This is a genomic window from Enterobacter sp. BIDMC109 (assembly GCF_001037885.1).
Taxonomy (GTDB): Bacteria; Pseudomonadota; Gammaproteobacteria; order Enterobacterales; family Enterobacteriaceae; genus Enterobacter; species Enterobacter hormaechei_C.
In genome coordinates this window covers 1,663,787-1,675,877 of sequence record NZ_KQ090002.1, presented here as the reverse complement: position 1 = coordinate 1,675,877, position 12,091 = coordinate 1,663,787, and the positions used below count along the sequence as shown (strand labels likewise).

Sequence of the window (12,091 nt, the reverse complement as noted above, 5' to 3'; positions counted from 1 at the left end):
AAGGAAAGGCTCTGCATGCGCAACGGGTGCGGCATGAATGTCTGCTGTGCGTGGCATAAACACCTCACAATTAACTGTATGTACATACAGTATTATCTTTCATGGGCGCAGATCAAGCGAGACGAGTAAGCTGATTGGTAAGTGGATGAAGAGGCAGGGAATTTATTTGAGCAAAGCCCACCGAAGTGGGCTGCGAGGAAGATTACTTCACACCTATTCCATTAAGCTTCCTGTACGCTATTGGAAATATTCTCTTAACTATCATCAGTATGATGATAGATGAGCTAAAACTAATCAGTAGCTTTAGCATCGAATTATTTCCTATATATGGCCCGACATCATGTGTCAGTATGTAAAGAATGAATGGATGCAAAAGATATACCCCCAGTGAATAGTCTCTGCCAAGTTTAGAGAAAATATTATCACCAATATTTTTATTCACGCATAAGCTCAGCAATGCCACACTTACCGGAGCAGCTAACAGAGGAAATTGCCTTTCTACCATGTCGGCATTAAATAGTTGACCAAATCCGTATACCTCGACGACCATTAATACTATACCAAGAAATATTGCAGACGTAGAGACTCTTGTTGATATATTATTTAATATTCCACTTTTAGCAAAGAACCACCCAAGATAAACAAGCGAAAACGCGATCAATGTTCTCAATGCATAAAATATATAAATATCATAATGAAGTGACTTGACCAAATCACCGTACCAGCACGCCAACAAAATTGCTGTTGATATAAACAACGATATCTTAATGCTTACATTTTTTATAAAATAATTTGTCAATATAACGCCAAGTATTAATGCATTTAAAAACCACAAGTGGAAGAATGTTCCGCCGTGAAGGGCGTCATTAGATACAACTTTACCAATAATCCGCCATATATCACCCTGCATCATTCTATACAAAATAGGAATGTATAACATGGATGACCAGAAAAGAATGCTAACCAACTTATTAAGCTTTTTACCAATGTCATCATGCGCAGAGGTTCCCATCAGGTAACCAGAGGCAAGAAAGAAGAAAGGTAGCGCCCATCTTGAGGATGCACGGAACAGTTCACCAAAAGGTTGTGGCATTTCTGGGAAATTACCCACATGAACCACTATGATAAAGAAACAAGCAAGGAGTTTCGCTGCATCCAATGCATTGTTGCGCATTTTATAATCACCTGATTAAGAATCGTCAGTTGATGCTACAAATCTTTGCCTATCTTATCAAACGATAATCACATCCCTGTGACCTGTCCATCAAATGCTGCTGGTATATGTAGCCCCAGAGAAAAGGTTTTTCCATACCTTGGTTTGCACCAACACCCTTCCAGCCCCACATGAAAGAGAGGTATTCAGGTTATGCACGCTCGCACCATCTACGGATGTGAGAAGATCAACGTTACATGGGATATTGTGAACGCCTGCCGTTGTTTTGATAACACCGCCAGAGTTTGTGCCGATAGTGTTAAACCCGGTTTCCAGACTACCAGACAACGTAATTGCTCCACCACTTGCAAAGAATGCGGTCTGAGCGCCGGTATCGTTAATACGGCGACAGTTAGACATTCTCACCGATAGAGTTGAACCAGTAACCTGTGCGATACGGCCTTCGCCGTCACAAGTGTAATTTGTCAAGTTTAGCTCAGTGCCGCCAGTCATAGCAGATGTGATATGGTTCCACCCACGCTGGCCGCGTAGCTGATACACATTAACCCAGTTTGCGCGTGTTACGGTGCAACCTGCTATTAACCGAGCTATTTGACCATTGTTTGTACTTACAAAATTACATGCAACATTTTCAATGTTCATATTTGTTATTGTGCCACGATTCACAACAACGGCAGAGTTGGCATTATCCTGGAAAATTATATTACCATTCTTGATTGTCAGGTTATCTACGGCTAATGTTGACGCGTTATTTACGCCAAATATGGCGAACGCAGAGCGCGGCAAGCCGTCTATAACTAAATCGTGTATTACCGAGCCGAAGGTGCCAGCGAAATAGACGGATTGCTGTGCATCGTTTTGTGAGCGTAAGTTTCTGATCAAGAACGTATCAACTTCAATGCTATACCCAGAGGTACCAAACCCCCTGTCATTAATCTCAATTGCTGCGAATTCTGACCCAGTGCTACCTGGCTTAGCAAAGATGTTTTCGATGGTCAGGTTTTTAACAACCGTCTTTGTTAAGTTTGCATCGCCCCAAACTCGAACAACACACTGTTCAGTATCTCCATAAATTCCTGAGATGCGGAAGCGAACAAAGTTACCAGTTCCATCTCCTGTAATCTTTACTGCGCAATGAGCGTAATTACAAAATAACCCTTCAGCGTCTACATCAGAAAAATCACCAGGCTCACTTATATTGTAATTTGCATAGTCACCAATAGTAAAAGCCAGCATATCATCGCCAGTTTTACCCTTAAGGTTCCGAATGTAGGCATGGCGGATTGGTGGCTGGCAGTGCAGTCCATCACTATTGGTGTCGAAATTCAATCCAACAGCAGTTAAGTATGTGACATTACAGACCAGCCATGCATATTTGTTAGCGCCAATAACCTTTATACCACCACCAATTTTTAGGCTGGTTATTCCTTTAAGGATTGACGCCATCGATCCAAGGCCGACAACAGTCTGATTGGCCCCATTATAATCGATTGTTCCTGAACCCCAGATCTCGATATACGCATCTACGGCTGAGCTATTTGCGTATGAATAGTTCTTGAAAACAGGTACATTTGAGCCGTTAGCAAGTTTTATCGTTACTCCAGGACCAATCCACAAGCGGGTTCCGCTTCTAAGCACCCATGTTCTATCAGTGATATATGTACCAGGCTTCTCGAAACGAATATCCCCTCCCGCGGCAAACATAGCATCCAGAGCGGAGCCAATGATGTTTGTGGTGCTTGGTTCAATACCATACATCTGAGGGGTGCGGTATTGAATGGCAGAACCGACTGTACCGGCAGGATAGACAGAGCCCACCGAAATCCCCACCAGGCCAGCTCCGCTTGTAGCCGCCAGCGAAGCACGCAATGAAGAATCACCAACCCCAATCCATGCACCAGGCGCAATGCCGCCAGTGCTGGCAGGTGTAGAGTTTTCCGGAACAACTTTCGGGCCGGATGCAAACGAACCAGTCCATTTGTAATATTCGCCGTCTGCGGTGTTCAGCAGCACCTCATTAGGGTTGTTGATAGTCGCGCCGGTGGTGAAAGTTTTCCCTGTAAGAATTACGTAACCGTAGGCGGCCATTGCCTGCTGGGAAAGATAGTTGATGCCCTCAATGGTGTAGTGCTTCTGACCAAAGCGATCGGTATAGGTCCACCCCATCGATGTGACGAACTCGTCAATTTTCCCCGCGTTAAATTTCAAGTCGCGAGGTGATTCACTTGGTACTGCATCTTGAGTTGGTTGCGTAGCCATATTTATTCCATAAAAAACCCGGCGCGAGGCCGGGTGTTGTTTGTTGGGATGGGGCTTATTCGTAGATAGCGTCGCTGTATTCCGCGACGGTAAGAGATACCGTGTTATCGGTGTTCGGTTTGATGCTATTAACCGTCCATAGCTGACTGTCCAGCTCCTCAACCGTCGCAATGAGATAGCGCGAAGGTAGCTGCACAGTGTCTCCGTTCCAGATGTTGAGCTGAATATCGGGTATTGCTGCGGTGAATCCGTACTTCGTGTCGCCACGCGCCGCCGCTGGATAGCGCAGCGTCGGGTTACCCAGGCTGTCTGTCACCAGCACATACATCGAACCGGTAAACGTGATCGGCTCGCTGGTATCAAAGTTATTACCGGCGCGCCCGGTGATGTAACCCTGTTGCTGGTTGCTGTCGTAGATGTCTGGCATCTGGATGACGCTACCCACCTGGATAATGCCGTCCTCAAACACCTTGGCGTTCATCTTCACGCGCGAGTAGATCAGGCGCTTGGTTTCGCGTAATGCTCGCTCCCGGGCCTGATACTCATTACGGAAGCCGACGATCTTCAGCTTGTTTGGGTTTTCCGCTTCCTGCTCAACGATGGCACCGTTCAGCACGCGGTAGTTGATGTACGTCTTGTTGTTCGTGGTCGGGTGAACGTAGGAAACCTGCACACCGTCATAACCACCAGGCAACGTGGCTTCGTACGTCATTTTGTACTCGTCCGTCTTCATGTTGGCCCGGTTGAATACGGCAGCCGGATAGTCAACCTTCTGGTCGCGAGTGAAGGTCAGCACGCCGTCATCCCAGTACGCCACCACCGACGCCGCATTGCAGATCGCCTGCACCCGGTCGCCAAGCGAGTCGTTCTCGTCGTCGAACGTGTAGTCGAAGTAGCCCAGCCGTTCATCAGGCAGGCTCTCAGCAATAGAGTACAGACCGTACAGGTCAATACTGCTTACCGGTTGTTCACCCATAATCAACCAGGTATGCGCCACCGCATCAGCGAACGAGCGCGACGGCCGCAGCGTGTAATCCACCGTTTGCGTGTCGAGGTCGTATGTGATGGTGTGGCGCGTCACCAGCGCGTTGTATTTGCGCTCACGGCTGCCCAGGGCATTCTCCGTCGCCCTGACTTTTACGCGCACCAGCGTGTCGGTCGGGTGGACGACATTCGTACGGATGTTAATGCTGTGGATCTCTTCGACCTTCAGAAGTGACGCGTCGCCAGAGTTGTCCGTGCGCTGGAAGCTGACCGCGTACTTCCCGAAGCCGCCGGTCGGAGTGATCTTGTCAGTGCGATAAAACACCTCACTCGTCGACTGATGCGGCGTCGTCTGCCTGTATGTAAACGTCTGCTGCGTACCAGGGACTTGGTTGTACTCGTCGTCGATCTTCCAGATAACCACCTTCCAGTTGGTCTCTTTCTTCCCGCCGAGGCTGGACTGAGTATGCAGCCACAGCTGCGTTGACTCGACCGGGGAAAAGAACGGCCCCACTACCAGCGCCTCGTTATCGTTGAGGACGAATTTCGTGGTGTTGATCGTGGCATTCGCCGGGATGTCCTGCGGCCCCTCCAGCTGGTTCATCGTGAACGTGTACCAGCGCACCGGGTTAACAACCGCGCCGTCGTTTGTTTCAACCGCGGAAATCAGCGTGCCGGAGAATGTAGCATCGGTAGTAACGTTGCCGGAGGCGGTGCTGTACGTCACGTTGATGGTGAAGGTAACCGCGTGCGGCAGAACCAGCCCCATGAAATAGTCGAACTCAGCCTGCTTAACGATTTTCATCGCTATCTGGCCGCCGGAATACGTTCCGCTGACGACCGTGTTTGCCGTTGCTGTTTCGATCGGGAAGTCGCTGGCTTCGTTCTGACCGGGAACTTCCTGACCGTCAACGTCATCGAATCCGTACCCCTCAACGATCTGCGGGATAACTTCGCCAGGCTGGAAGAACTGGAATTCGGCACCGGCCAGTGAACCGAGGCTTGATTCTGAGTAGCGCACGGACTCGTAATCGTATTTGCCGATCCCGATGCACATCCACTCTGTGACGTACTTCAGGCCTCCGTCGGTAGACGTCTGGTGAACGTATTCAAATACCGATTCCTGAATCAGATCCGGGAACGAACGGATTTGGCCGTAGATATCCGGCTTGGCTTTGTAGACGCGCGCGGTGTTTGTCTGACCGGTCAGGCTATTGTTCGGTGAGTCGACGGTATTACCGCCGTTGTTCGCGATTGCCGGCTTCGGCGCCAGGAACGAAAACACCTGGCCAACGACTTTAAAAATCGGGCTCAGGATGTCGCCGACAATGCCCTTCGGCTGGTCGAATATCTGGATGTGGTCCAGCTCACTCAGCTCAAACGCCAGTTCGTCATCGTCGCCCAGCTTCACACCATTGCGGACGATCAGCAGGTCGCGGTGGAAAGTAGCGTCATTGGCCGCCAGCCAGTCATAAAAAAGGGTGCCGTTTGGCACCCTACAACGCAGCTTAGGCGTTCCCGGAAAATTCGATATCTCAACCAGCGCCATACGAAAAGTACTCCACTTTGGTGAATGCCCGCTGAATGACCAGTAACGAGTCCATGCGCACGCTTCCGTTCTCTCCACGCGAGTGCAGCACCTGCCGGTTCAGTACCAGGCCAACGTGTGCCGGTTGCGCGCCGCGGTATCCAACGAATATCCCGCCCTCGACCGGCTTATCGGCCTGGCGCCAGAAGACGACGTCGCCCTGATAGCAGGTGAAGAAGTCGGCCCCGGCTTCGTAGTCCGGAGTTTGGTGCAGCTCGATACCGAGAACGTGCCGGTAATACAGCACGCACAATCCCCAGCAGTCGACTTTCTCGAAAGAACAGGCCCGGTTAGCCCACGGCACGCCGATCATCCTGCTGATAAAATCAGAGGTACTGAAGTCCCGTGTACTCGACTGGATCATAAAGGCGACCAATATTGTTATTCAGAGGGTTGGTGACGGAGAGAGTGACCGATGCGGCATCAGCATCGATGTCCACCGTCTTGACGTAAAGCTGCCACGACTTAATCGGCACCGACACGTCTCCGCTGTCGAATATCTGCCGCGTGGCCGTGATGGCTGTCAGCCTGTCCGCCCCCTTCCACTGCTTCATCAGCGCTTTGATGTCAGACGACAGACGCCCTAACTTCACCGTAGCGTCGATCACCGGCGTACCGCTCTGCTGGCTCTCTTCGATTTCAAAACGGGCGGGTGTGTACGTCTGGCCGCCAAGCGTCTTCGGGAAGAACTGCTTATCGACCAGGCGGACATAGCCGAAGGATGGATGGTAGAACGTGATGGTGTCGTACAGTCCGCGCGTCGGGCGCTGCTGCTTATAAGCTCTGAAGGTAGGCATGCTGTACCCTTCCATGATTTTTATGGTAACCGAAGTTTACCTCCGCGATTATCCTGGCATTAAAGGCGTCAATAATAGAGTCAAAGAAACCGAGATGAATTTCATTGCAATTCATCCAGATCGCCGCTTTCCATTTTGCTCTTCTTTTATTCCAAGATACGCCAGATATGCCACTAGTATTATTGATATTTAATTTCATGTTTTTGGCATTTGCCTGGCGAGAAACCACTCGTAAGTTTTCGTATCTGTTATCTGTCCTGATCCCATTGATATGGTCCACTTCGTCTGTAGGCATCACGCCTGTTTCCAAGGCTATAACAATCCTGTGGTTTAGAATCTCCTTGCCACTAATAGCAATCCTGAAATAACCGCGATTATTTAATCTGCCAGCTTTTTTCCCGGCAAATTGCCCATTGAAAGTTTGCTGACCTTTTACACTTTTGAAGTGGTGAATGGGGCGAGCTTTCCAGAATAGCTCTCCATTATTTTTGTTATAATCAAAACACTCAAATAGATATTGAGGAGTAATTAAGTTCATATAAACCTCGTAGCAGGTTTCGTAGATGATGGTTGCGCCAGAGCGGTCTACGTTCCGCCTTTTCGGGAGCTACCCTAGGCGCTTATTTATTATACCATTTGCTACCTGTGCATGAAAATTAATCAACGCGAGGCAGACTCTCCGGATCGCGTCCGTCCGGATAACCCGTGACAACGATATCCAGCCACGAATCCCACGGCGGCGGCAGCTCAACAATGATGTCGTCGAACTCGTCATCGGCGTTGTACAGATGGTTGGCAATAACGGTTCCTGTCCATGTCACCACCCCGCCGTCGATACTGGTTTGCACCGGCATCTGCGTGAAGTGAAGCTCTTGCAACTGGAGACCACTGCCGCCCAGATTGATATTCATCCTGAACCAGTTCAGGCCCCGGTTGAGATAGTTTGGGCTGCGTAGCCACTGCTGGAATGCTCGTTCCTCAGCCAAGGTGAAAATCCACGTCAGGGACCAGGTCACTTTCAGGTCGTCAGTAAGGTTCTGGAAGATAGCCGGGCCGACCGCTGGCTGATCGGTCTGGAACCCGGTATCGAGAGTCATGTTTTTGCTGGCCTTCTGCGCCAGCGGCAGCCAGTCGGGATAGTCGATAATTGGCATCTAAGCTCCAGGCATTAAAAAACCCGCCGAAGCGGGTTTGATTATTCAACGGATCTTGGACCAGGCGGTGCTTCGTAAACATTGATTTTAATGTCAACGATATCCCCATGATTAATAAATTCCAGATCCTCTCCAGCAGGAGCAATGCCTTTAATTGTAGAGCCATCCTTTAGAGTAAAGACAAACTCTACTGCCCTGTTTGGATAAAGCTTATGAGGCTTGCCTATCTCTGTTGGTATTGATTGCACATCGTTTGGCTCAATAACCACATATATCTCCTTATAACTGACCTCGAGGTGTTCTTTTCGCAGTTGTATTGCCAGTGATAGCCTGCGATATAGGACCTCCATTATTCAAGTCAGCAATAATGGCATCCACGGTTATTGTACCATCCCCGTTGTTCGTAGCTTGAGCGTCAAATGTGGCACTCGTCATATTCTGAACGTTGATTATGACGCTAACTCCGCCCCCTGCGGTCATATCTTTGTTGCTGATCACCCTGCCGTTGTCGCCCGGTATCATGTACTGCTTACCGGTACTGGCCTGGTAAATCTCCGGCTTCCCTCGCTCACCGACCTGATAAAGACCTCCTGCATTCACCGGGCCGCCATTGTAACGCATACCGGTTAAAGCAAGGCCCTGTGCCAGGCCTACCGTTGAAGCAATTCCTGTCATGGCAGGAACTGAGTTGGCCCCAAATGAAGCGAGGCTAGCCATGGCGGCGGCAGGAGCCCAAGCTGTAGCCAATATTGCAGCCTGAGATGCTCCAGCAGCAGTAGCCGCTGCGCCCAATGTCTGACCGATAATGAAGTTTTTGAGTGCCTCAACCCCAACCTGGACCAGCGCATTGACCACGCTGTTCAGCATCGTATTCCCGAGCGAACGCATAGCATCCTGCGCTGACATCGTTCCGGTGATCAGCCCGGTTAACGCATTGGATGCATTACCTGAAAACGCATCCACCGCGCTTGTCAGCATTTCATAACCCAGACCTTGTTGACTGAGCAATTGCCACTGAGCGGCTGTCATCTGCTCATTGAACTGGTTTTCCTGCGCAGTCTTCAAGGCAAGGTACTGGGCATCGGTAGCTGCCTTTGCAGCAACGAACTGATCGTAATTTATTTTCCCTTTTTGGTAACTTTGCTGGAGTATCGCCTGTTCCTGCTGCTGATATTGCTGCATCAGGGCTAACTTCTGGTTATTTTCGTTCACCAGTTGCTGTACCGGGTCAACTTCGGCTCGGGCAGAAGCTACCGGATTGACTGTGGCCTGGGCGTTAATCTTGGCGAGGTTATTCTGGTGCTCGAGCGCCATTTTCTCCGTGGCAGCGTTATACTCCTTGAGATCTATTTTCCCAGCGTTCAGTGCGGCCTTCAGATTTTGCATGGATTCGGCGTAGGATTTATTCTCCGCCTGCAAAGGAATTGCCTTAAGTGCTTCCGTAACCCCTTTGGCTGCCGCTGATGCATCCCATGCTTTTGCTGCATATTCACCGGCCTTTTTGATTTGCTCCTGGGTTGCAGAATTTCCCAGTGACTGCTGAGCACGTAATATGGCCTGCTCTCTGCTTAGCTCCTCCGTTGAATCAGCTGCCAATTCTGACTGCTGACGCAAATTTTCAAGCTTATTTGCAATTGATTCGGACTGCGCCTCAGTTTTCTTGCCAGTTTTATTGCTTTCCTTTCTCGCCTCGGTTACTCGGTACGTCTCCGCATATTCATCCTGAAGAGTCTTGATGCGTTTCGGATCCGTAACCCCAGCGTCGGCAGCATCATACTGAGCCTGAAGCCTTGCTCTTGCCTCTCCTTCCAGTTTGGCTAGAGCGAGCCTGCGCTCAGAGTTTTTCACCAGCTTTGATGTTGCTGCATCGTCTCCGCTTGTTTCGGTCTTGAACCCTTGGTTGTTCTTAGCATCACTTGCTGCTTTAGCTCTGATGTGAGCAATTTCACCTTCGACCTGCTTTAACTGAACGGCGGCCTGCGCACGGCGCGCCTGGAATACTGAGTCTGTCTCATACCAGCGCTGACCATCTTTAAGCTCGGAATTTAATTCTTGCTGTAGCTTGATAAGCTTCGGCATCCTGGAAGCATCACCGACATTTTTATTGTAGTAATTAAGATTATCAGCAACACTTTGCATCAACCCCGCCAGGGTCGAGGTTAAGCCAATCGCATTATTGATGTCGTTAATGGCGTTTTTAAATGCTACGTCCAGACTATTTTTCGCCCTGTCGATATTGACAGGCATCTTGTCGAACTCTTCGTTAACAGACTGGGATTGTTTTTGAATAGCGTTAAGGGCATCTTCAGCCGTTAACTTGCCCTCCAGCATTCTCTTGCGGAGATCACCAATCGATATTCCAAGTCCAGACGCAATCTGGCGAGCAAGCTCTGGCATTTGCTCAAGGATGGAGTTGAACTCTTCGGCTCGTACTGTGCCGCCGGCGATTGACTGCCCGAACTGGCGAAGTGCGTTAGCCATTTCCTCTGAGGATGAACCACCGATAGTGCCTATCTTTTGAAGCGTCGAAGTAAGCGCAAGGATCTGAGAGTTAGTTGCACCAGCGCTTTTTAATGCTGTGGTCAGTGATTCCCACAAACGCTCTGTTTCAGAAAGGCTGTTACCTGTTTGTGATGCAATAGCTGAAAGAGCTGACATAGTCTCTTTCGCTGTATCAATACTTGGGCTGAGCCTGGTGATCCTGGCCTGCAAGGTAGCCATCTCATCACCAATCGCAATCAGCCTTTTGGCCGTCTCGATGGTGAAAGCTGCGGCAATCGCCACTCCTACTTTATTAAGCGCTCCCTCAAATCGGCTAACCGACCCGGATGCTCGGTCGAAATTGGAGCCCATTTTATCAAGCCGATCGTTTACTTTACGCTGTGCTTCAATAAGCTCTGCTATGTCCATTTGGACTTGATAAACAATATTCCCAACCTGTTCACTGTTGGCCATGCTTTTCTCCGGGCATAAAAAAACCCGCCGGAGCGGGTTATTCTCACTGACAGGCCTTTCGGCCTATGTAATCTGCTATTGAGCCTTCTACTATATTCGCCATTCTTGAATCAGATTTTGATGACTTCATTTGCTCAAGAGACTCACCCTCACCTAAATATTTCACGGTCCATGATGAGCAATCATAAAGGCGTTTTGTAAAAATGGTCCCGGAAGGTCCCACTCTTTTTGTGACTATTGTCGCCATACTTCCATTAATGTCTTTATCGAGGACTGTATAAGTGGCTTTGGTATCGGTTGGAATTCTCATTTCTTCCGCCGCGAAGCACCCAAAAGAAACCACTGCAAGCAATGCCAAGGCTAACCTCTTCATGTCCATATTCCCCATTGGTAAAGGTGGAAACATCCTAACCAGGAATAGCACAGTTGCAACGGAAAAGGTTGATTTATTGACTTCAAAAGCTGGTAGACCGAAGATCGGTTACTTCTGATTCTCCCTTGCCAGCCTGCGCTTGCGTCGCGCAAAGTAGTCATCTGCCGCGCTATCGTACTCATCCCGCGTATACCCCTTCTGTTCAGGGTATTTAGCAACCAACATCATCTGGAACTCTGTCATAGTCAACTGCGCGGCCTCTTCTTTACTGATGTTAAAGTGATTTCTCGCAGCAATAATGTAATCCGACGCCCTGAATTCATTGGTAGGCTCGTTCGATTCGTGGCGCTGTAGCTTACGTAAGTTTCCCTTCCCGATAACTCCGTGCATCATCAAGCTTTGAGCGATAATGACCATTTCCTGAGGCGACATAATACCCTGCCGCCACATAAATCCGCGCTTCCGGCTTTTACTTGGCTTCATCCAGCCGATAAGATCCCCTACATCATCCTCACAGCATGCAGACAAAACCGCATGCGCAGCCATGATCGCCTTACGGCTTAGTATGCCGCTCTTGATGTAGTGAATTACATATTCAGGCAGGCTATCATATTCTGAATGAATGTAGGATTCGGCAGCCTTCTTGATGAGATTAGCGGCCTCATCATTATAAAGATCGTAAAACGTCTGAACGATTTCTACCGGATCGCCGATACTTGATATCGCGAGAAATGACGGGCGGAAAAAGTAGTCCTTATCCCCGACACTAATAAGGCATTCTCCAAACTCTTTAACTGGTGTCATCTA

The 12,091-nt window shown here is 49.3% G+C and carries 11 protein-coding genes; all 11 read right to left on the bottom strand.

All coding sequences use genetic code 11. The annotated features are described in order from the left end of the window. Window positions 1-202: 202 nt before the first annotated feature. A complete protein-coding gene (locus SK62_RS07975; RefSeq protein WP_048249463.1) occupies window positions 203-1,174 on the bottom strand; it encodes an acyltransferase family protein in 972 nt (323 codons plus the stop codon). A gap of 90 nt (window positions 1,175-1,264) precedes the next feature. Beyond that, window positions 1,265-3,433, bottom strand: a complete 2,169-nt coding sequence (locus tag SK62_RS07970; RefSeq protein ID WP_048249460.1) for a tail fiber/spike domain-containing protein — start codon at window positions 3,431-3,433, stop codon at window positions 1,265-1,267. 55 nt (window positions 3,434-3,488) lie between these two features. Then, complete coding sequence (locus SK62_RS07965; RefSeq protein WP_048249458.1) at window positions 3,489-5,966, bottom strand: host specificity factor TipJ family phage tail protein; 2,478 nt, start codon at window positions 5,964-5,966, stop codon at window positions 3,489-3,491. Beyond that, complete coding sequence (locus SK62_RS07960) at window positions 5,953-6,318, bottom strand: NlpC/P60 family protein (RefSeq protein WP_048249456.1); 366 nt, start codon at window positions 6,316-6,318, stop codon at window positions 5,953-5,955. Before SK62_RS07960 ends, SK62_RS07965 begins: the two co-directional genes overlap by 14 nt. A gap of 13 nt (window positions 6,319-6,331) precedes the next feature. Next, complete coding sequence (locus tag SK62_RS07955) at window positions 6,332-6,802, bottom strand: hypothetical protein (protein WP_048249454.1); 471 nt, start codon at window positions 6,800-6,802, stop codon at window positions 6,332-6,334. Beyond that, a complete protein-coding gene (locus SK62_RS07950) occupies window positions 6,780-7,340 on the bottom strand; it encodes an HNH endonuclease (protein ID WP_048249452.1) in 561 nt (186 codons plus the stop codon). The genes SK62_RS07955 and SK62_RS07950 overlap by 23 nt, the downstream gene beginning before the upstream one ends. 118 nt (window positions 7,341-7,458) lie before the next feature. Continuing rightward, entirely contained in the window at window positions 7,459-7,956 is a 498-nt protein-coding gene (locus tag SK62_RS07945; RefSeq protein ID WP_048249451.1) for a hypothetical protein, read from the bottom strand. 41 nt (window positions 7,957-7,997) lie between these two features. Then, a complete protein-coding gene (locus SK62_RS07940; RefSeq protein WP_032673497.1) occupies window positions 7,998-8,225 on the bottom strand; it encodes a hypothetical protein in 228 nt (75 codons plus the stop codon). Window positions 8,226-8,235: 10 nt separating this feature from the next. Further along, window positions 8,236-10,911 carry a tape measure protein gene (locus SK62_RS07935; RefSeq protein WP_048249449.1) on the bottom strand — a complete coding sequence of 892 codons (2,676 nt, stop codon included), beginning with the start codon at window positions 10,909-10,911 and terminating at the stop codon, window positions 8,236-8,238. 43 nt (window positions 10,912-10,954) lie between these two features. Continuing rightward, the gene (locus tag SK62_RS07930; RefSeq protein WP_045623203.1) at window positions 10,955-11,284 is read right to left on the bottom strand and encodes a hypothetical protein; all 330 of its coding nucleotides are present in this window, start codon (window positions 11,282-11,284) and stop codon (window positions 10,955-10,957) included. A gap of 108 nt (window positions 11,285-11,392) precedes the next feature. Continuing rightward, window positions 11,393-12,088 carry a DUF6246 family protein gene (locus SK62_RS07925; protein ID WP_032668721.1) on the bottom strand — a complete coding sequence of 232 codons (696 nt, stop codon included), beginning with the start codon at window positions 12,086-12,088 and terminating at the stop codon, window positions 11,393-11,395. Window positions 12,089-12,091 lie beyond the last annotated feature (3 nt).

Bases quoted from the DNA above. Each gene is read 5' to 3' on its own strand.
- SK62_RS07945 (WP_048249451.1), bottom strand. From the start codon at position 7,956: ATGCCAATTATCGACTATCCCGACTGGCTGCCGCTGGCGCAGAAGGCC.
- SK62_RS07930 (WP_045623203.1), bottom strand. From the start codon at position 11,284: ATGAAGAGGTTAGCCTTGGCATTGCTTGCAGTGGTTTCTTTTGGGTGC.
- SK62_RS07965 (WP_048249458.1), bottom strand. From the start codon at position 5,966: ATGGCGCTGGTTGAGATATCGAATTTTCCGGGAACGCCTAAGCTGCGT.
- SK62_RS07950 (WP_048249452.1), bottom strand. From the start codon at position 7,340: ATGAACTTAATTACTCCTCAATATCTATTTGAGTGTTTTGATTATAAC.
- SK62_RS07970 (WP_048249460.1), bottom strand. From the start codon at position 3,433: ATGGCTACGCAACCAACTCAAGATGCAGTACCAAGTGAATCACCTCGC.
- SK62_RS07935 (WP_048249449.1), bottom strand. From the start codon at position 10,911: ATGGCCAACAGTGAACAGGTTGGGAATATTGTTTATCAAGTCCAAATG.
- SK62_RS07955 (WP_048249454.1), bottom strand. From the start codon at position 6,802: ATGCCTACCTTCAGAGCTTATAAGCAGCAGCGCCCGACGCGCGGACTG.
- SK62_RS07960 (WP_048249456.1), bottom strand. From the start codon at position 6,318: ATGATCGGCGTGCCGTGGGCTAACCGGGCCTGTTCTTTCGAGAAAGTC.
- SK62_RS07975 (WP_048249463.1), bottom strand. From the start codon at position 1,174: ATGCGCAACAATGCATTGGATGCAGCGAAACTCCTTGCTTGTTTCTTT.
- SK62_RS07925 (WP_032668721.1), bottom strand. From the start codon at position 12,088: ATGACACCAGTTAAAGAGTTTGGAGAATGCCTTATTAGTGTCGGGGAT.